An 18,823-nucleotide genomic window follows, 5' to 3' on the forward strand; every position below is an offset into this window, starting at 1 on the left:
GGTGGCCGGCTGCGCCGACACGGTTTCGGCCGCGGCCGGTACGGTGCACACACCGGCGGCGAGCACGGTGGTGACGAGTCCAACAGTGGTGCGCCGGGCAGCGGAGCCGCCGCGCGCGCGCCGACGAACAGGTGTCCCCACGATGCGCTCCTGACTCATACGGGTGCACGCCACGGAGACCACCGGGCCGACGGACAACATCGGACCGCATGGCCCGCGACCGGTTCATTTCCCACGAACACGTTACGCCGAACGGGTGCTGTCGGCACCCGGGCGGAGCCGCTGTCCCGGGCCACGTGGGCGACCCGGCACAACGGCTCCGGAGCTGGGCGGGACAGCGTCAGGGGATGAGCCGCCACTGGTCGATGTAGCCGACGTCGATCGCGGCGTGGTCCTGGACGCGGAGTTTCCAGGTGCCGGTCAGGGGCTGTGCGGAGGCGTCGACGGTGAACGTCTGGTCGACGTTGTCGGCGGAGCCGCCACTGCGGTTCAGGAGCGAGTAGACCGTTCCGTCGGGACCGACCAGGTCGACCGTCAGGTCGCCCCGGTAGGTGTGGATGATCTTCACGTAGACCTGGGTGGTCGTCGAGGCGTTACCGGTGCGGTCGGTGACGGTGATCGGCGACTCCACCGCGGAGCTGTTGTCGGGGATGTCGACGCGGGTGGTGCTGGCGTAGACGTAGGCCACCTCCCACGCGAAGCTCACGGTGCTGCTCGCGCCGGTGTCGTCGGTGACCGTGACGGTGACGGCGCTGGTGCCGAGGGTGGTCGGGGTGCCGGAGATCAGGCCCGTGTCACTGATCGTCAGTCCGTCCGGCAGACCTGTCGCGGTGTACGTCAGGCCCGCGCCGGAGTTGGTGGTGTACGCGCTCGTCTGGAGGGACACCGCCTGCCCGATGCCGCTGATCTGGTCCGTGATGGGTGCCACGTTGACGCCTAGCGCGATCCGGTTGCCCACGTTGATCGCCGCCCATGCGTCGGCGACGGCGAGGTAGGAGGGGCTGTAGGCGCCGAAGAGGTCGGCCGCAGCCTGGAGCGTGGCCGTACGCGCGCCCGCGTAGTTCGTGCTCGACGTCATGTAGGTGGTGAGTGCCCGGTACCAGACGCGCTGGGCGTTGTCGATGCCGATGCCTGCCACCGGCCGGCCGTCGTAGGTGGGGCTGTCGTAGGCGACCCCGTTGACGGTCTTCGCTCCGCTGCCCTCGGAGAGCAGGTAGAAGAGGTGGTTGGCCGGGCCCGAGGAGTAGTGGACGTCGAGTCCGCCCAGTGAGGAGCTCCAGTAGTCGCTGGACGCACCGTCCTTGGAGGGCTTGTCCATGTAGCGCAGCGGGGTGCCGTTCCCGTTGATGTCGATCTTCTCGCCGACCAGGTAGTCCGGGACGTCGGCCGGCAGGTTCTCGTAGAACTCGACGGCGGCTGCGAAGATGTCGGAGGTCGCCTCGTTCAGGCCGCCCGACTCGCCGGAGTACGTGAGGCCCGCGGTGGCCGCGGTGACACCGTGGCTCATCTCGTGGGCGGCCACGTCGAGCGCGGTGAGCGGGTGGGTGTTGCCCGAACCGTCGCCGTACGTCATGCAGAAGCAGCTGTCCGACCAGAAGGCGTTGACGTAGTTGTTGCCGTAGTGGGCGCGGCTGTAGGCGGCCACGCCGTCGTTGCGTATGCCGTTGCGGCCGAAGACGTTCTTGTAGAAGTCCCAGGTCGCCGCCGCGCCGAAGGCGACGTCCACGCCCGCGGTCTGCCGGTTGGCCGGGGTGCCGTCGCCCCAGACATCGTTGTCGTCGGTGAAGAGCGTGCCGGTGCCGGAGGTGCCCTGGTTCAGGTCGTAGGTGCGGTGTCCGGCGCGGTCGCCGTCGACGAGCTGGTACGTCGAACCGGAGAGCGTGGTGCTGAGGGGCACGGTCCCGTTGAACTGGCCGGTGCCGGTGCCGGTTTCGATGCCCTGGTACTTGAAGATCTGTTTTCCGGAGTCCGCGTCGGTGATCACGTGGAGCTCGTTGGGGGTGCCGTCGTCCTGGAAGCCGCCGACCACGGACTCCCAGGCCAGGGCGGGCTTGCCGGAGGCGGCCCAGACGACCAGACGCGGGGCGCCGTCGATCGCGGGCCGCTCGGCGCCGGCCTTCGCGGCGGTGGTGAGCGCATGGGCCTTCGCCGTCGCCGAGGAGATCTTCGCCTTGGTGGACGGGACCGCGAGGGCCGCCTTCGTGGCTCGCGACACCGTGAGGCGGCCGCCGCTGTCGTGGACGATCAGGTCGCCGCCGAGGACGGGAAGACCCGCGTAGGTGCGTTCGTAGCGGGTGTGCGTCGTACCGTCTGCGTCCTGGGTCACGTCCTTGACGACCAGCTTCTCGCCGGCGCCGAGGCCGAGGGTCCTCGCGGTGTCGCGAGCGTCCGTCGCGGCGCTCTTGAGCAGCGCCGTGCGCCTCGACGGCGAGAGCGGGGCGGAGGCCGCGCCGGCGTCGGGGGTGGCCAGGATCTTGGCGGGGGCGTGACCGCCGGATGCGGCCATGGCGGTGCCGTGCTGGATTCCGGCCACGAGCATGGCACTTGCCGCGGTCAGCGCCAGGGCGACGCTGTGTCTGGTGCGATGCTGATGACGGTCCTGCCGGAACATGCGTTCTCCTTCTGTGGGGTGATCGGGCCCGGTGGGGCCCGGGAGAGCGGGTCGGCCTGGTGAGGCCGTCCGGCGGCGCGCGGGTGGGTGGCGCGGTGCGAGGGGGGTCAGGTCCTCGCTGCCGTGCGGGGTGAAGACAGGGGTCGGACACGGGAGTTGTGTGGGACAACCTGTGAGGAGACGGTGAACTTGCGGAGAGCAGATTGACACCCGGGAACCACGAATGTCATGACCGCATCAGAACAACGGCTTGAACTGGCGGTTGCGAGCGGCGGGTTCGAGCGCCTGAACAGTGTTTTTCGGCCGCTGTTCCGGCGCGGCTCCAGTCATCGCACAGGGCGACTTGGGTGGGCGGGTCCTGGGCCTCAGGAGGACCGGAGGGTCAACCAGTGATCAACGACCGGGCATTGGTCTTGAGTCCGGAGATGCGCCGGAAGCGGCGTGAACGGCGCCACTGCCCGGGTCGGCTCAAGAACTCCCGGCCTGCCCCTCGGCCTCCGTGTCATAGCGCTCGCGCGCCTCGTGGACCGCCTCGATGTGGGTCTCCGCCCAGTCCTTCACGCCCGCCAGGAGCAGGGAGAGGCTGTCGCCGAGCGGGGTGAGTTCGTAGTCCACGCGGACGGGGACGGACGGGGTGACCGTGCGGGCGAGGAGGCCGTCGCGTTCCAGTGAGCGCAGGGTCTGGGTGAGCATCTTGGGGCTGACGCCGGCGATCTTGCGGGCGAGCTCGCTGTAGCGCATCGGGCCGGGGGACAGTGCGCAGACGACGAGGCTGACCCACTTGTCGCTGATCCGGTCGAGGAGCTGGTTGGTGGGGCAGGACCGGATGAACGCGTCGTACTCCACGCGCGCCTGCTCGCGCCGCTGGGCCGCCGTCGTCGTCGGCATCGCTCACCTCTGGGGGACCTAGGCACCTTCAGGTAACTACTTACTAAAGGATAGTAGCTCTTCCTAGGGTTGCAGACAGCTGAGGAGAGACCGAAGCGAGAGCGTCACACAGGGAGCAGGCCGTCATGCGTGCAGCAGTGGTGAACAGGTTCGGCGGGCCCGAGGTCGTGGAGGTGGTGGAGACCGAGCGGCCCGAGCCGGGTCCCCGTCAGGTGCGGATCAAGGTCGCGGCGGCCGCGCTGAACCCCGTGGACGAAGGGGTGCGGGCCGGGTTCTTCGGCGGCGCGGGCAAGCGGATCGGGCTCGGCTGGGACGTCGCCGGGACCGTGGACGCGACCGGCGTCGCCACCGCCTGGGGCGTCGGCGACCAGGTGGTGGCGCTGGACCCCGGCATGGTGCGACCGCTCGGTACGCACGCCGAGTACGTCGTGGTGGCGGCGGACGCGGTGGCCACGGCACCGGCCACGGTCGACGCGGTGCACGCGGCGACGCTGCCGCTGAACGGGCTGACCGCCGTACAGGCCCTGGACCTGCTGGAGTCGGCCGGGGGACAGTCCCTCCTGGTCACCGGCGCGGCGGGCGCTGTCGGCGGCTTCGCCGTCCAACTGGCCGCGCACCGGGGGATATCCGTGACCGCGCTGGCCCGCGAGGCCGACGAGGAGCTCGTCCGGTCGCTGGGGGCCGCGCACTTCACGGCGGGCGGAGTCGAGGCAGGGAGCTTCGACGCGGTCCTGGACGCGGCGGTTCTGGGTGAGACGGCCCTGGAGTGGGTGCGCGACGGAGGCGGCTATGTCGGCGTCCGGCCCGGAGGCGAGCCGGCGCCGGTGCGCGGGGTACGGACGACCGCCGTCGCCGTGACCGCCGACGGGGCACGCCTCGCGGAACTGGCCGGACTCGTGGACGAGGGTGCGCTGACGCTGCGGGTGGCCGAGACGTTCCCCCTGGAAGAGGCCGCCAAGGCACACGCCCGCCTCGCGGAGGGAGGGGTACGCGGGCGGCTGGTGCTGGTTCCCTGAGCGGGGCCGGCGAAGTCCGCTGCCGTCGGGCAGCGCCCCGAAGGGGCGCTGGGGGTACCCCCGGCCGAAGGCTGGGGGAGTAACTGCGCGACCAGCCACGACGGTGCCGCAGTGGACTGATGGCATCTCGCGGCACTTCCAGCGGAGCGCTCAGCCGGGCCGGTCCGGCTGGTCCGGGCGGCCGGTGGTGGTGAAGCGTCTGCGGTAGTGGGTCGGGGTGGTGCCCAGGTGGCGGGCGAAGGCCCGGCGGAGGGTCTCGTCGGTGCCCAGGCCGCTGTGCTGGGCGGCCGAGGTGACGCTGTGGCCCGCCAGCAGCAGCTGCTGGGCGCGGTCCAGGCGGACCCGCTCGACCCAGCGTGCCGGTGTGGTGCCCAGCTCGGCGGTGAACAGCCGCGTCAGATGCCGGGCACTGACGGCGGCGGACGCGGCCATGGCGGGCAGGCTGTGGTCGGCGGTCGGATCGGCGAGTACGGACGCGATCAGGGTGCGGAGCAGGTCGCTGCGGGCCGGTGGTGTGGTGATGGCCGTGGAGAACTGCGACTGGCCGCCCGGGCGTTGCAGGAACACCACCAGTTCACGCGCGATGTCCCGCGCCACGTCCGCGCCGTGGTCGTCCTCCACCAGGGCGAGGGTGAGGTCGATGCCCGCGCTGATGCCCGCCGAGGTCACGTACCGCCCGTCGCGGATGTGGATGGCGTCCGGCTCGACCCGGACCCGGGGGTAGCGGCGTGCGAACGTGGCCGCGTGCCGCCAGTGGGTCGTCGCGCGCCGGTCGTCGAGCAGGCCCAGCTCGCCCAGTACGAACGCCCCCGTGCACACCGAGGCGACCCGCCGCGCCCGCCCGGTGAGGTCGCGGGCCGTGGCCAGCAGCCCGTCCTCGATCGGCCGCTCGGCCAGCCGGTCACCGCCGGCCACCAGGACCGTGTCGACCGGGCCGGCGTCGGCCGCCCGGACCGTGCCGGTCAGCGCAAGCCCGGCGGAGGTGGTGACCGTGCCGCCCGCAGGGGAGACCAGCACCAGCTCGTAGGGGTCGGCGAGCCGGCCCGCCTGGTGCAGCACCTCCGACGGCCCGCTCACGTCGAGCATGGTCACCCCGTCGAAGACCACAAAGCCCACTCGATGCGCCATGTCCGAATCCGTGGTTTTCCTGGCAGTAGAGACATGGCCCAGCCTACGTCCCCCGGAGAACCCTGGAGGCACATCACCTATCCGGCATGGAGGCTGAGGAACGATGAGCGAAGAGATCGCAGGCGTGCGGATCCCGGACACCGCCCTGGTGCGGGAGGCCACCGAGATGGTCCGGGACGTCGCCACGCCGCTGGTGTTCGACCACTCCCGGCGGGTCTTCCTGTGGGGCTCGCTGCGCGGCCGGGACCTGGGGCTGGCCTTCGACCCCGAGCTGCTGTACGTCGGCGCGATGTTCCACGACCTGGGGCTCACCAAGAGCCTGCGCCGTACCGACCAGCGCTTCGAGATCGACGGCGCCGACGAGGCCCGCGCCTTCCTGCACGCCCACGGCGTCACCGGCGAGCCCGCCGACCGGGTCTGGACGGGCATCGCCCTGCACACCACCCCGGAGATCCCGCTGCACATGGCACCCGAGATCGCCCTGGTCACCCGCGGGGTCGAGCTGGACGTGCTGGGCATCGGCTACCACGACGTCACCGACGAGCAGCGCGCGGCGGTCGTCGCGGCGCACCCGCGCCCCGACTTCAAGAACCAGATCCTCGCCGCCTTCACCGAGGGCATCCAGGACCGCCCCGACACCACCTTCGGCAACGTGAAGGCCGATGTGCTCGCCCACTACGTCCCCGGTTTCCGGCGCGGCGATTTCGTCGAGGTCATCAGGACCTCCGCCTGGCCCGAGTGACCCGCCGGCCCGAGTGACCCGCCCGGGAGGAGGGATCACCCGGGGGGAAGGGGGGATCAGCCCGGCGGCGGCTTGAGGAGCCCCTCCACGATGTCGTGGAGGGGACCCAGAAGGTCCTCGGGCGTCGCGTCGGCCAAGGGCCGCAGGCCCACGGCCGAGCGTACGACGGCGACCCCGACGCCGAGGGCGACCAGGAGCTCCGCCCGCAGCTCGGCGTCGGGTGCCGATGAGCCGCCCGACGCTTCGAGCACCTGCCGGCCGAACTCCTCCAGGGCCCGCCGGCGCAGCTCCGCCACCTGGTCGTCGCCGGAGTCGCGCAGCAGCATCAGCACCGGATGCTCGCCGAACTCCGCCCACGCCCCGGCCGCCAGCTGCCGGCTGAGCGCCCCGGCGAGCGCGGCACGGTCGCGCGGGAACTCCCCTTCGCCGCCCAGGAACCGGGGCGTCGACGCCAGCGCCGCCTTGAACAGGCCCTCCTTGGAGCCGAAGTACCGCTTGATGAGCGCCAGGTTGACCCCGGCGTCCGCGGCGACGTCCCGCAGCGTCGTACGGTCGTAGCCCAGCCGGGTGAACCGGGCGCGGGCGGCCAGGAGCAGGGCATGGCGGGTCGCCGCGGCGTCCCGGCGCCGGGGCCCGTCGGCGGCCTGACCGGTCACGTCGTCCGACGACACAGCGGCTCCTCTCGTCAACGCCACCACGGACCCTTCGGCGGAACGGGGTCCCGCCACCAAGTAATCATGCGTTGACATGGTCCCGCAGTGCGGGCTACGTTGCCAAGTAATCACTTGATGACTAATCGTCTGATGAGTGATCGCCTGATGACCGACGGGGCCGCGTGGAAGGAACAGAGACGGTGCCTCAGCAAGCCCTTCTCGTCATGGATGTCCAGCAGGTCGTCGTCGACCGTTTTCCCGACGCCGAGTACCTGCCCCGGCTGAGCAAGGCGATCGACGCCGCCCGGGACGGCGGCGTCCCGGTGATCTACGTGGTCGTCGGCTTCCGCCCGGGCTACCCGGAGGTCAGCGCCCGCAACAAGATGTTCCGCGGCCTGGTGGGCGCCGCGGCGCGTCCGGCCGGGGACGACCGGGCCACGCAGGTCCACCCCGACGTGGCTCCCGCGCCCGGCGAGCCGGTCGTCACCAAGCGGCGCGTCAGCGCCTTCGCGGGCAGCGACCTGGACATGGTGCTGCGGGCCGGCGGGATCGATCACCTCGTCCTCACCGGCATCGCCACCAGCGGTGTCGTGCTGTCCACCCTGCGCCAGGCCGCCGACCTCGACTTCGAGCTCACCGTGCTGTCCGACGGCTGCCTCGACTCCGACCCGGAGGTGCACCGGGTGCTCACTGAGAAGGTGTTCCCCAAGCAGGCCGAGGTCACGACCGTCGACGCGTGGGCGGCAGCACTCTGACCGCGCTCGGACCGCATCCCGGCCCGGGCTGTCAGGCGAGCGTCACCTCCACCGGCAGCTTCTTGATGCCGTTCACGAAGTTCGAGCGCACCCGCGGCACCTCGCCGGCCAGGCGGATGTCCGCGAGCCGCGGGATCAGCTCCTCGAACATGATCCGGATCTCGGTGCGCGCGAGCAGGTTGCCCAGGCACAGGTGCGGGCTGCCCTTGCCGAAGGTGACGTGGTCGTTGTTCTGCCGGGCCACGTCGAAGTCGTACGGGTTGCCGAAGACCTCCTCGTCACGGTTGCCCGAGGCGTACCACATGACGACCTTGTCACCCTCCTTGATCCGCTTGTCGCCGAGCTCGACGTCACGGGTCGCGGTGCGGCGGAAGTGGTAGACCGGGGACGCCCAGCGCAGGAACTCCTCCACCGCCGTCGGGATGAGTGACGGGTCGTCCCTGAGACGGGCCAGCTGCTCGGGGTGCTGGAGAAGGGCCAGCATGGAGTGGGTGATGGTGTGCCGGGTGGTCTCGTTGCCGGCCACCACCAGGAGCAGGAAGTAGTTGTCGAAGTCCTGCGCGGAGAGCGGGACCCCGTCGCGCGGGGTGGTGTTCACCAGTCTGGAGACCAGGTCCGTCCCCTCGCCGCCCCGCCGCTGCCTGGCCAGCTCCCGCCCGTACTCGAAGACCTCGAGCGAGGCGGGGGAGCGGAACGGCAGGTCGCGGTACTTCTCGCTCTCCGCGCTGTGCAGCAGGACGTCCGCGTAGTCGGGGTCGGTGTTGCCGATGATGCGGTTGCCCCAGTCGATGAGCTGCTGGTTGTCCTCCGGCGGGACGTCCAGGAGGCGGGCCAGGACGTTGATGGGGAAGTCCGCGGAGACCTCCTTCACGAAGTCGAAGGTCCCCTTGGCGAGCGCCGCGTCCAGTGTCTTCGCCGTCAGCCCGCGCAGGAAGTCCGTGTAGCTGTTGATGACCCCCGCCCCGAACTGCCGCTGGATCACGCTGCGCAGGGCGCGATGGCGGACGCCGTCCAGCTCCAGGATCGAGGCGCGTTTGCGGATCTGGTCCCCGTCGAGCTCCTCCAGGTTCACGAACCGGGTGGAGGTGAACGTCTCGGCGTCCCGGTCGACCCGCGCGATGTCGGCGTGCCGGGTCACCGCCCAGAAACCGGAGTTGGGAGCTTCCTCCGGCTGCCAGTGCACCGGGTCCTGGTGGCGCAGGGTGTGGAGCATCCGCCAGGGTGTGACCCCGTCGGTGAAGTTGTCGAGGTTCGCGAGGTCGACATCGGCGAGGCGCATGGTCTCGACGCCGGTGGCTGTGGTCATCGTTGGTCCTTCACAAGTGCTCGCTGGTGGTCACAGGTGGTAGGCATACTCGGTGAACTCCCAGTCGGTGACGTGCCGTTGGAAGCGTTCGACCTCGTTGCGCTTGTAGGTGAGGTACGACGTGGTGAAGTCCTTGCCGAGCAGCTCGGCCAGGGCGGTGTCCGCCTCCAGCGCGTCCAGCGCGGCGGACAGGTCCATCGGGAGCACGGCCGCCTTCGTGGCGTCGTAGCCGTAGCCCTCCAGCGGCGCGGGCGGCTCCTCGCCGGCCAGGACGCCGAGGAGTGCGGCCGCCGTGGTCGCCGCGATCGCCAGATACGGGTTGGCGCTCGCGTCCCCGAGGCGCAGTTCGAGCCGGGCGCCGGCGCCGCGCTCGGGTGGCACGCGGACCATCGCGCTGCGGTTGTCCAGGCCCCAGTCGATCAGCCAGGGGGCGAGGGTGTCGGGTCCGAAGCGCTTGTACGAGTTGACGGTCGGGTTCAGCAGCGCGGCCAGGGCGGGCGCGTGTGCGAGGATGCCGGCGATCGCGTGCCGGGCGGTGGCCGACAGGCCGTACGCGCCGGACGGGTCGTCGAAGACGTTGCGGCCACGGGTGTCGGTGCCGTCAGTGCCGTCGATGCCCTCGGCGCAGGAGAGATGCAGGTGGAAGCCGGACCCGCCCGCGTCGTTGAAGGGCTTCGCCATGAAGGTGGCGAGCCGCCCCTCGCGCCGGGCCAGCTCCTTCACCGCGGCCTTGAAACGGAACGCCCGGTCGGCCGCGGACAGGGCCTCCGAGTGCAGCAGATTGATCTCGAACTGGCCGCCGTCGAACTCGTGGTTGCCGCTCAGTACCCCGATGCGCAGGTCGCGCACCTGCCGCAGGGTGCGCAGCAGATGGTTGTCGGGGTCGGCGCGCAGGCCGGCGGTGTAGACGACGCCGGGAGTGCTGCCGTAGCGCCGCCAGCCGCCGGCCTGGTCCGGTTCGCACAGGAAGTACTCCAGCTCGGGCCCGACGACCGGACTCAGTCCGTGCTCACGGCACCGCTCCAGGACCGACCGCAGCAGATCGCGCGGTGACTCGGAGGCGGGCGCCCCGGTGGCCGGATCGGTGACATCGGCCAGGCAGGCCGCCACGCCCGGCTCCCAGGGCAGCGCGACCAGGGTGGCGAGGTCCGGCCGGACACAGACGTCCGGCAGCCCGGCGTCCAGACCGCCGCTGACCGGGACCACGTCGCCCTGCGGGCTGGTGTGGTAGACGGCCCGGCAGAAGGCCAGCCCGTGCTCCAGGGCCCGCGGCAGTTCCTCCACGAGCACGTCACGCGCCCGGTCCGTGCCGATGAGGTCGGGATACGTCACCCGGACGACATCGATGCCGTCGGCGGCGAGCCGGTCCAGGTGCCGGCGGACTTCTGCATGGTCTTGATCGCTCACCGTTGTCTCCTCGGGCGGACGGACGTCGGGACACCACCTGCGGGATCCGGGGAGCCGGGAGGCGGGTGGTGGGGGAGGTGACGGCCGGGGCGCGATGACGCGGACAGCTCTCCGGCCTGTTGTTTGAAGCCAAACGGTAGGCAGGGGTGCACCTTGCCGCAAGAGGGCGACGCAAAGAATTTATCCATACGGATAGGTATTGACCAGGGGGTGGCGGCTGCCTACCTTGTTTGAAGCCAAACGAGTCCGGGACGCGGTCCGCCGCAACCCGTTGGCAGGGCCCGGTCGGCACGACCGGCCGGGCCCACTTCCTTCCCCTCTCCCTTCGCTCCCGCTCCCTCAGGAGGACCGGCCATGAAGGTCGTCGTCGACATGAACAAGTGCCAGGACCACGGCCAGTGCGTCTTCGCGGCCCCCGACGTCTTCTCCCTGGACGACGCAGGCCACCTCGTCCACGTCTCCGACGCCGACGACGCGCTGCGCGACGACGTCGAGGAAGCGGCCGACGTCTGCCCGCTCCAGGCCATCCGGATCGAGGCCTGACCGTGAACGCGCGCATCGTCGTGGCCGGCGCCTCCATGGCCGGCCTGCGCGCCGCCGAGCAGCTGCGCGCGACGGGCTGGAGCGGCGCGATCACCCTCGTCGGCGACGAACCGCACATGCCGTACAACCGGCCGCCCCTGTCCAAGGAGGTCCTGGCCGGCAGGGCCCCCTTCGAGTCCCTCGCCTTCCGGCCGCGCGCCAGCGTGTCCGACGTCGAATGGCGGCTGGGCAGGACGGTGGTCGCCGCGGAACTGGACGAGCGGACGGTTCGGCTCGACGACGGCACCGAGCTGGCGTACGACGGACTGGTCGTCGCCACCGGGATGCGCCCCCGGCGCCTGAACTGCCCGGGACCCCGGGCCGGTCGCCACACGGTCCGCACGCTCGACGACGCCCAGGGGCTGCGCGAGGCCTTGACCCGGCCCGGCGCCCGGGTCGTCGTGGTCGGCGCCGGGTTCATCGGCTGCGAGGTCGCCGCGACCGCGGTGGGTCTCGGCGTCGCCGAGGTGACCGTCGTAGACCCGCTGCCGCTGCCGATGGTCGGGCCGCTCGGTGAACTGCTGGGCCGCGCGCTGCTCAAACGGCACGAGGAACGCGGGGTGCGCTTCGTGCTGGGCGCCGGGGTCGCCGGGTTCACCGGAGAAGACCGTGTCACCGGCGTGGTCCTGGGCGACGGCTCGGTACTGCCCGCGGACGTGGTGGTCGAGTCGGTCGGCTCGGTCGCCAACACCGAGTGGCTCGACGGCAACGGGCTCGACCTGACCGACGGTGTGCTCACCGACCCCTGCCTGCGGGCCGGCGGCCGGCCGGACGTGGTCGCGGTCGGAGACGTGGCCCGGTTCCCCAACGCCCGCTACGACGGTGTGCCGCGCCGGGTCGAGCACTGGTGCATCCCGACCGACACCGCCAAGCACGCGGCGAAGACGCTGGTCGCCGACGGCGCGCCGGTGCCCTTCGCGCCGCTGCCCTCCTTCTGGAGCGACCAGCACGACTTCCGGCTCCAGTCCTTCGGGGCGCCGGTGCTCGGCAAGGAGGACGTCCGCGTCCTCGACGGCGACCCGGAGGGGGACGTGCTCGTCGGCTACCACCACGACGGCCGGCTCGTCGGCGTCGTCGCGCTCGGCGGCCAGGCCGTGGCCGCGTCCGCCGCCCGTTACCGCGCCGAGCTGCTCACGCAGCCCGCCCTGACCATGACTGTTTAAGGAGCCTCAAGTGACCGGTGTGCGTGGCTTTTTCCACCCCAGGACGGCGAGCGGAGCGTCGTCGCTGATCCCGGCGCCGCCGTGGCGGTACTCCGGTGACCTGCTCACCGTCGAGTACCGGACGGATCCCGCGCGGGTGCGTGAACTGCTCCCCGAGCCGCTGGAGTTGGCCGACGAGGATCCCGGCGCGGTCGCCCTGATCTGGGCCGACTGGCAGTCCTGCTCGGCATCCGGGGACGAACTGCTCGATCCGGTGCGCGCGCAGTACAAGGAGGCCTTCGCGGTCGTGCGCTGCAAGTACCGGGGGCAGACGTACTCGCGGTGCGTCTACATCTGGGTCGACAAGGACTTCGCCATCGCCCGTGGGCTGCACCAGGGGTATCCCAAGAAGCTCGGGTCGATTCACCAGACACGGCCGCACCCTTACGGGCCGGCTCCCCGGATCGAGGCCGGGGCGCGGTTCGGGGCGACGCTGGCGGCGGCCGACCGGCGGCTGGCACAAGTGGTGGTGACGCTGCGGGAGCCGTCCGTGACGAACGGGTTCGTCAACGGGCATCCGATGGCTCATCACCGGTGGCTGCCGGCGATCGAGAAGGGCAAGGGACTGGCTCTGGACGAGCTGATCGAATCCGGGGCCGCGGATTTCGAGGGCGGTCAACCGTGGGTCGGAGAGGCCGAGTTGGAACTCCTCGAGGCGCCTACTGAAGAGCTGGCTCGGCTGGAGATTCGGGAGCCGATCGCTGCGTACTACCGGCAGGTCGGGGTGGTTTGGGACGGGGGGCGGCTTCTTGAGTCCGGCACGTCGGGAGTGGCGGCCGAGTGAGGTGCGTGGTCGGGTGCGGGTGGTTCGTGGCCGGTCGCGCCCACGCGGCGGTAGCCGCAAATTCAACACAGCCCCGCGCCCCTAGGTAAGTGGTAACCCCCTTAGCCGAGATTGGACCCCTGCTCATGTCCCACAACATCAACGTCGCCGGTGTGTCCGTCGACACCCGGCACTGGATCGGCGGCCGGCGCGTCGCCTCTGCAGAGACGTTCACCGATCACTCGCCCATCGACGGGCAGCCGATCGGTGAGATCTCCCGCGGTGGGCCACCCGAGGCCGAGGCCGCTGTTGCCGCTGCTCGTGACGCCTTCCCCGCCTGGGCCGCCACCCCCCGCGCCGAGCGCGCCCGGATCCTGCACGCCGTCGCCGACGGTGTCGAGAAGCGCGTCGAAGAGCTCGCGATCGTCGAGACCACCGACAACGGCGCCCTCCTGCGCTCCCACCGCCGTGGCGTCATGCCACGCGTCGCCCACAACTTCCGTTTCTTCGCGGACTGGTTGCTGCAGCTGGAGCACGAGGACTTCGAGACCCGCGGACACACCAACCACGTCAGCTGGGACCCCGCCGGGCCCTGCGTGCTGATCACCCCGTGGAACGCCCCGCTCATGCTGGCCACCTGGAAGGTCGCCCCGGCCCTCGCGGCCGGCAACACCGTGATCCTCAAGCCCGCCGAGTGGTCCCCGCTCACCGCCTCCCTCCTCGCCGACATCGCCGCCGAGGCCGGGCTGCCGGCCGGTGTGCTCAACGTCGTGCAGGGGTACGGCGCCGAGATCGGCGACGCGCTCACGTCCCATCCGGACGTGCGCCGGATCAGTTTCACCGGGTCCGTGCCCACGGCGAAGCGCATCGCCGCCTCGGCCGCCGCCAACCTGACGCCCCTGAGCCTCGAACTCGGCGGTAAATCACCCCTGTTGGTGTTCGCCGACGCGGACCTGGAGCTCGCCGTCGACCTGGCGGTGGAGCAGTACGACAACGCCGGACAGGTCTGTCTGGCGGGCACTCGGCTGCTGGTCGAGGAGTCGGTCGCCGAGGAGTTCACCCGGCGGTTCGTGGCGAAGGCCGACGCGCTGCGGCAGGGCGACCCGCGCGACGAGGTCACCGACATCGGGCCCAACATCCACCCCCGTCAGCTGGAGAAGATCGACGGATTCGTGCAGCGGGCGATCGCCGAAGGCGCGCGGGCCGTGATCGGCGGGCACCGCCGGGACGGGCAGTTCTATGCGCCCACCCTGCTCACCGACGTCGCGCAGGACAGTGAGGTCGTCCAGGAAGAGGTCTTCGGGCCCGTCCTCACCCTCCAGACCTTCGCCGACGAGGACGAGGCCGTCCGGCTCGCCAACGACACCCGGTTCGGGCTCGCCGCCACCCTCGCCACCGGCGACCCCGAGCGCGCCGAGCGGGTCACCGCAGGGCTGGTCGCCGGCACCGTCTGGGTCAACTGCTTCTTCGTCCGCGACCTCCAGGCCCCCTTCGGCGGCTCCCGCCTCTCCGGCGTCGGGCGCGAGGGCGGCACCTGGAGCTTCGACTTCTACTGCGACCTGAAGAACACCGTCACCGCACCGAAGGGATGGAAGGACCATGGGTGAGATCGTCGGGGCGGGGCTCCTCGCCCACGTCCCCACCATCGTGCTGCCGGAGGCCGACCGGCTGGAGCTCAACGAGGGCAAGGAGATCACCCTTGTCACCGGCCTGCAGCAGCTCCGCAAGGACGTATTCGAACGGGACGACTACGACACCGTCGTCGTCCTCGACTCCCACTGGGCGACGACCGTCGAGTTCGTCGTCACGGCACAGCAGCGCAGGGCGGGACTGTTCACCTCCGAGGAACTGCCGCGCGGGATGTGCCGGATGCCGTACGACTTTCCCGGCGACCCGGAACTCGCCCACAGCATCGCCTCGTTCGCCGACCGGCACGGCACCTGGATCACCCCGATCGACGACGAGTACCTGCCGATCTACTACGCCACCGTCAACCTCTGGAAGTTCCTGGGGGAGGGCCTGCCGGACAAGCGGTGGGTGACCATCGGGGTGTGCCAGACCGGGGACATGGAGGACCATCTGCGGCTCGGGCGGGCGCTCGCCGACGGTATCGCCGCCCTGCCGGGGCGGCGGGTCCTGCTCATCGCCTCCGGCGCCCTCTCGCACACCTTCTGGCCGCTGCGCGAGCTGCGTGACCACGAGGCCAGCGACCCGGTGCACATCCGTACGCCCGAGGCGGGTGAGGCGGACCACGACCGCATCGAGTGGTTCAAGGAGGGCCGGCACGACAAGGTTCTCGACACCATGGACGAGTTCTGGAAGTTCAAGCCCGAGGCGAGGTTCTCCCACTACCTGATGCTGGCCGGCGCCCTCGGGGAGCAGTCCTGTGCCGCCCCGGCCCGGCAGTACGGCGAGTACGAGAACTCCATCGGCACCGGCCAGGTCCACCTCTGGTTCGACCGGCCCGCCGACGGCTGGACCGGCACCGACACGCCCGCGAGCGCCGCGCCCCACCACCCGCACCGTCGTCCCTAGGAAGGCCGCCATGGCTGTCTTTTCCGAGTATCGCCGTATCCTCCTCGACGGCGCCGCCGTCCAGGTCACCGTCGACGGGGGCGAGCTCGTCGCCGGGGACGGGCGCCGCGTCAGGACCGAGGAGGCGCAGCACCTGCCGCCGGTCGTGCCGTCCAAGGTGATCGCCGTCCACCTCAACCACCGCAGCCGCGTGGAGGAGTTCCGGATCGGGCTGCCCGACACCCCGACCTACTTCCACAAGCCGACCTCCGCCCTCAACTCCCACCGGGGCGCCGTCGTCCGGCCCGAGGGCTGCAAGTGGCTCAACTACGAGGGCGAGGTCGCCATCGTCATCGGGAAGACCGCGCGGAACGTCTCCCCGGCCGAGGCGGGGGAGTACATCGCCGGGTACACGGTCGCCAACGACTACGGTCTGCACGACTTCCGGGACACCGACGCCGGCTCCATGCTGCGGGTGAAGGGCTCGGACACGCTCTGCCCGCTGGGCCCCGGTCTGGTCACCGACTGGGACTTCCACGGCAAGCGGCTGCGCACGTACGTCAACGGCGAGGTGGTGCAAGACGGCTCGACCGACGAGATGAAGTGGGACATGCACTATCTCGTCGCCGACATCGCCCGCACGATCACCCTGTACCCGGGCGATGTGCTGCTGTCCGGCACCCCGGCGAACTCGCGGCCCGTCCAGCCCGGCGACGTCGTCGAGGTCGAGGTGGAGGGCCTCGGGCGCCTCACCAACCACATCGTCACCGGGCCCACCCCCGTCCGCACCGACGTCGGCGCACAGCCCACCGAGTCCGAGGAAGTGCTGTCCACCGCGCTCGGCGGCGACTGGGAGTTCCGTGGCATCCGCGCGCCCCGCAGGTAGACACCACGGCAGGCGCCGGGACCCGGCGGGTAGGGTCGCGACCATGACCGAACCCGCCGAGACCTCCCACCTGCCGGACGACGAGCCCGATGCCCGGTCGCGCAGGCGGCTCGGCTACGGCGAGGGGCGCGAGGCGCTGCTCAGGGCCGCGGTCCGGGTCGTCGGCGCGCGGGGGCTGCGGCACCTCACCTACCGTGCCGTGGCCGAGGAGGCCGGGGTCACCCATGGCCTGGTCGTCCACCACTTCGGCTCCCGGGACGCGCTGATCGAGGAGTCCCTCGCCTACGCCGTGCGCCTCAGCCTCAGCAGCAGCCTGCTGGAGCCCGGCACCGGGAAGCCCGAGGACTTCGTGGCCGGTCTGACGGACATGGTCGAGGACGACGCGGACGGCCAGGCATACCAGTACGAGCTGCTCCTGGAGGCCCGCCGCCGGCCCGAGCTGCTCCCGCAGGTCCGCGCGCTCTACGACGAGTACTTCGGCGCCTCCCAGCGCGAGCTGGACCGCATACTGCCCGGCGACGCGAGCCCCGCCTTCAACCGGCTGGTCTTCGCCGCCCTCGACGGCCTGGTGCTGCACCAGCTCACCGGCATCGGCGACCGCGCGGACACCGAGGCGGCCCTGGCCGAGCTGCGTGCCCTCCTGCGCACCCTGGGTGAGCGGCCGCCGGAGAACCGCGACTGAGCGTGCCCGTCCCGGAACCCCCCGTCGCGGTCGCGCCGGGGGGTTTGCCATGCCCTGGGCCCAGCGGTTTCCCTGGCGTAAATTCCCCCTCCCACCCCCTTGCCAGATGGATAGTTCCGGCCCACCATGAGGCAACTCGTTTGGCTCAAAACGAAAACTCTCCCTTCCCCTCAGCAGGTGATCCGAGTGGACAGTCAGACGGTCGACGCCTCTCCGCAGGCCGGAGCGGACAACCAGCCCGCGGCCACCCTCAAACGCAACGCCCTGGGTGTCCTGGGCATCCTCTTCTTCGTCCTGTCCGCCCAGGCACCGCTCACCGGTATCGCGGGCGCCGTGCCGATCGCGGTCGCCGTCGGCAACGGCGCCGGGGCACCGGCCGCCTACGCCCTCGCCGGAGCGGTGATCCTGCTGTTCTCGGTGGGCTTCGTGGCCATGGGCCGGCACGTCGTGAACGCCGGCGCCTTCTACACGTACATCGGCAAGGGGCTCGGCCGGACGACCGGCAGCGGCAGCGCCGCCGTGGCGCTGTTCGCCTACTGCACGGTCCAGGCCGCGATGTACGGCCTGTACGGGTACACCGTCAGCGGGCTCGTCGAGCACTACTCCGGCGCGCACATCGCCTGGTGGGTGTGGGCCCTGCTGACCATGGTCGTGGTCCAGGTGCTGGGCGCCGCCGGGATCGAGCTGGGCGCCAAGGTGCTCGCGGTGTTCGTGCTGGCCGAGTTCAGCATCCTGCTGGTCTTCGCCCTGGTCACCTTCTTCAAGGGCGGCGGGCCCGAGGGCCTCGACTTCGGTGGCACCTTCTCGCCGGGCGCCGTACTCCAGGGCGCGCCCGGCGTGGCCCTGATGTTCGCCGTCGCCTCGATGTTCGGCTTCGAGGCCACCGCCATCTACGGCGAGGAGGCCCGCGAGCCCCGCAAGACCGTCCCCCGGGCCACCTACCTCTCGGTCGCCGTGGTCACCGGCTTCTTCGCCTTCGTGTCATGGATGCTGGTCTCCTCGTACGGCCCCTCGAAGGTCACCGCGGCCGCGGGCAAGGCGCTGGCGGGCGGTGACTCCACCGTGTTCGTCTTCGCACCCATCGCCGACCAGTTCGGCGGCTGGGTCAACGACGTCCTGCCGATCCTGCTCGCCACCTCCCTCTTCGCCGGCATCCTCGCCTTCCACAACTCCGCCAACCGCTACCTGTTCTCCCTCAGCCGCGAGGGCCTGCTGCCGGGCCGGCTGCGCACCCTCAACCACCGGCACTCGCCGTGGGTCGCGGGCCTGGTCCAGACGGCGATCGCGGTGCTCCTGGTGATGCCCTTCGCCCTCGCGGGCAAGGACCCGGTCCTCACCCTCTTCTCCTGGTTCAGCGGCGTCGGCGTCCTGGCCTGCATGCTGCTGTACTTCCTGACCTCGGTCTCGGTGATCGTCTTCTTCCGACGCGAGCGTCTCGACACCCGGCCCTGGAACACGGTGATCGCCCCGGCCCTGGGCGCCCTCGGCATCGCCGCCATGATCTGGGTGATCCTGGCCAACTTCACGACCCTCATCGGCGGCGCCACCAGCACGGCCGTCTGGCTCGTCCTCGCCGTCCCCGCCGTACTGCTTCTCGGGGCGGGCACCGCACGGCTCGTCCACCGCCGCTGACGCACCCCGCCGGGCCCGGCCCCCGCACGGCCGGGCCCCCGCCTTCCGATTGGGAA

General features: G+C 71.2%; 17 protein-coding genes. 11 read left to right on the plus strand and 6 right to left on the minus strand.

The window, feature by feature from the left end:
• Positions 1-340: 340 nt before the first annotated feature.
• The gene (locus ACFWPS_RS34205) at positions 341-2,611 is read right to left on the minus strand and encodes a M4 family metallopeptidase (protein ID WP_383712336.1); all 2,271 of its coding nucleotides are present in this window, start codon (positions 2,609-2,611) and stop codon (positions 341-343) included.
• Positions 2,612-3,079: 468 nt separating this feature from the next.
• Positions 3,080-3,499 (minus strand): winged helix-turn-helix transcriptional regulator, encoded by a 420-nt coding sequence (locus ACFWPS_RS34210; protein ID WP_383712338.1) that lies wholly within the window; start codon positions 3,497-3,499, stop codon positions 3,080-3,082.
• 125 nt (positions 3,500-3,624) lie between these two features.
• Here ACFWPS_RS34210 and ACFWPS_RS34215 point away from each other — a divergent pair, with 125 nt between their 5' ends.
• Positions 3,625-4,515, plus strand: coding sequence for an NADP-dependent oxidoreductase (locus ACFWPS_RS34215; RefSeq protein ID WP_383712341.1), 891 nt, complete (start codon positions 3,625-3,627; stop codon positions 4,513-4,515).
• Between the two features lie 150 nt (positions 4,516-4,665).
• Here ACFWPS_RS34215 and ACFWPS_RS34220 read toward each other — a convergent pair whose 3' ends face one another.
• Positions 4,666-5,643: a GlxA family transcriptional regulator gene (locus ACFWPS_RS34220; RefSeq protein ID WP_383712344.1), complete on the minus strand. Its 978-nt coding sequence runs from the start codon at positions 5,641-5,643 to the stop codon at positions 4,666-4,668.
• Positions 5,644-5,746: 103 nt separating this feature from the next.
• Between ACFWPS_RS34220 and ACFWPS_RS34225 the strand changes: the two genes are divergently transcribed.
• The gene (locus ACFWPS_RS34225) at positions 5,747-6,385 is read left to right on the plus strand and encodes an HD domain-containing protein (protein ID WP_383712345.1); all 639 of its coding nucleotides are present in this window, start codon (positions 5,747-5,749) and stop codon (positions 6,383-6,385) included.
• A 56-nt stretch (positions 6,386-6,441) separates the two neighbouring features.
• Here ACFWPS_RS34225 and ACFWPS_RS34230 read toward each other — a convergent pair whose 3' ends face one another.
• A complete protein-coding gene (locus tag ACFWPS_RS34230; RefSeq protein WP_383712347.1) occupies positions 6,442-7,056 on the minus strand; it encodes a TetR/AcrR family transcriptional regulator in 615 nt (204 codons plus the stop codon).
• A gap of 182 nt (positions 7,057-7,238) precedes the next feature.
• On the opposite strand from ACFWPS_RS34230, the gene ACFWPS_RS34235 reads away from it, so the two are divergent.
• Positions 7,239-7,793, plus strand: coding sequence for a cysteine hydrolase family protein (locus ACFWPS_RS34235; RefSeq protein ID WP_383712350.1), 555 nt, complete (start codon positions 7,239-7,241; stop codon positions 7,791-7,793).
• A 31-nt stretch (positions 7,794-7,824) separates the two neighbouring features.
• On the opposite strand, the gene ACFWPS_RS34240 is transcribed toward ACFWPS_RS34235, so the two are convergent.
• Together ACFWPS_RS34240 and ACFWPS_RS34245 are read right to left on the minus strand one after the other, a co-directional pair.
• Complete coding sequence (locus ACFWPS_RS34240) at positions 7,825-9,099, minus strand: cytochrome P450 (RefSeq protein WP_383712353.1); 1,275 nt, start codon at positions 9,097-9,099, stop codon at positions 7,825-7,827.
• 30 nt (positions 9,100-9,129) lie between these two features.
• Positions 9,130-10,506 carry a glutamine synthetase family protein gene (locus ACFWPS_RS34245; RefSeq protein ID WP_383712356.1) on the minus strand — a complete coding sequence of 459 codons (1,377 nt, stop codon included), beginning with the start codon at positions 10,504-10,506 and terminating at the stop codon, positions 9,130-9,132.
• Between the two features lie 354 nt (positions 10,507-10,860).
• Here ACFWPS_RS34245 and ACFWPS_RS34250 point away from each other — a divergent pair, with 354 nt between their 5' ends.
• The 8 genes from ACFWPS_RS34250 (at position 10,861) to ACFWPS_RS34285 (ending at position 18,767) form a co-directional block, all read left to right on the plus strand.
• Positions 10,861-11,049, plus strand: coding sequence for a ferredoxin (locus ACFWPS_RS34250; RefSeq protein WP_383712358.1), 189 nt, complete (start codon positions 10,861-10,863; stop codon positions 11,047-11,049).
• A 2-nt stretch (positions 11,050-11,051) separates the two neighbouring features.
• Positions 11,052-12,251 carry an NAD(P)/FAD-dependent oxidoreductase gene (locus ACFWPS_RS34255; protein WP_383712360.1) on the plus strand — a complete coding sequence of 400 codons (1,200 nt, stop codon included), beginning with the start codon at positions 11,052-11,054 and terminating at the stop codon, positions 12,249-12,251.
• Positions 12,252-12,261: 10 nt separating this feature from the next.
• Positions 12,262-13,074, plus strand: a complete 813-nt coding sequence (locus ACFWPS_RS34260; RefSeq protein WP_383712362.1) for an acetoacetate decarboxylase family protein — start codon at positions 12,262-12,264, stop codon at positions 13,072-13,074.
• 125 nt (positions 13,075-13,199) lie between these two features.
• A complete protein-coding gene (locus ACFWPS_RS34265) occupies positions 13,200-14,660 on the plus strand; it encodes an aldehyde dehydrogenase (protein ID WP_383712365.1) in 1,461 nt (486 codons plus the stop codon).
• Entirely contained in the window at positions 14,653-15,588 is a 936-nt protein-coding gene (locus tag ACFWPS_RS34270; RefSeq protein WP_383712366.1) for a 3,4-dihydroxyphenylacetate 2,3-dioxygenase, read from the plus strand. Before ACFWPS_RS34265 ends, ACFWPS_RS34270 begins: the two co-directional genes overlap by 8 nt.
• Positions 15,589-15,598: 10 nt before the next feature.
• Positions 15,599-16,453: a fumarylacetoacetate hydrolase family protein gene (locus ACFWPS_RS34275; protein ID WP_383712369.1), complete on the plus strand. Its 855-nt coding sequence runs from the start codon at positions 15,599-15,601 to the stop codon at positions 16,451-16,453.
• Positions 16,454-16,496: 43 nt separating this feature from the next.
• The gene (locus tag ACFWPS_RS34280; protein WP_383712371.1) at positions 16,497-17,135 is read left to right on the plus strand and encodes a TetR/AcrR family transcriptional regulator; all 639 of its coding nucleotides are present in this window, start codon (positions 16,497-16,499) and stop codon (positions 17,133-17,135) included.
• A 186-nt stretch (positions 17,136-17,321) separates the two neighbouring features.
• Positions 17,322-18,767, plus strand: coding sequence for an APC family permease (locus ACFWPS_RS34285; RefSeq protein WP_383712374.1), 1,446 nt, complete (start codon positions 17,322-17,324; stop codon positions 18,765-18,767).
• Positions 18,768-18,823: the final 56 nt, after the last annotated feature.

This window comes from Streptomyces sp. NPDC058457, from assembly GCF_042720695.1.
Taxonomy (GTDB): domain Bacteria; phylum Actinomycetota; class Actinomycetes; order Streptomycetales; family Streptomycetaceae; genus Streptomyces.

What these genes read in the sequence shown, in the direction of transcription:
- ACFWPS_RS34225 (WP_383712345.1), top strand. Translation starts at nt 5,747, where the DNA reads ATGAGCGAAGAGATCGCAGGCGTGCGGATCCCGGACACCGCCCTGGTG.
- ACFWPS_RS34270 (WP_383712366.1), top strand. Translation starts at nt 14,653, where the DNA reads ATGGGTGAGATCGTCGGGGCGGGGCTCCTCGCCCACGTCCCCACCATC.
- ACFWPS_RS34265 (WP_383712365.1), top strand. Translation starts at nt 13,200, where the DNA reads ATGTCCCACAACATCAACGTCGCCGGTGTGTCCGTCGACACCCGGCAC.
- ACFWPS_RS34220 (WP_383712344.1), bottom strand. Translation starts at nt 5,643, where the DNA reads ATGGCGCATCGAGTGGGCTTTGTGGTCTTCGACGGGGTGACCATGCTC.
- ACFWPS_RS34205 (WP_383712336.1), bottom strand. Translation starts at nt 2,611, where the DNA reads ATGTTCCGGCAGGACCGTCATCAGCATCGCACCAGACACAGCGTCGCC.
- ACFWPS_RS34275 (WP_383712369.1), top strand. Translation starts at nt 15,599, where the DNA reads ATGGCTGTCTTTTCCGAGTATCGCCGTATCCTCCTCGACGGCGCCGCC.
- ACFWPS_RS34210 (WP_383712338.1), bottom strand. Translation starts at nt 3,499, where the DNA reads ATGCCGACGACGACGGCGGCCCAGCGGCGCGAGCAGGCGCGCGTGGAG.
- ACFWPS_RS34215 (WP_383712341.1), top strand. Translation starts at nt 3,625, where the DNA reads ATGCGTGCAGCAGTGGTGAACAGGTTCGGCGGGCCCGAGGTCGTGGAG.
- ACFWPS_RS34280 (WP_383712371.1), top strand. Translation starts at nt 16,497, where the DNA reads ATGACCGAACCCGCCGAGACCTCCCACCTGCCGGACGACGAGCCCGAT.
- ACFWPS_RS34250 (WP_383712358.1), top strand. Translation starts at nt 10,861, where the DNA reads ATGAAGGTCGTCGTCGACATGAACAAGTGCCAGGACCACGGCCAGTGC.
- ACFWPS_RS34240 (WP_383712353.1), bottom strand. Translation starts at nt 9,099, where the DNA reads ATGACCACAGCCACCGGCGTCGAGACCATGCGCCTCGCCGATGTCGAC.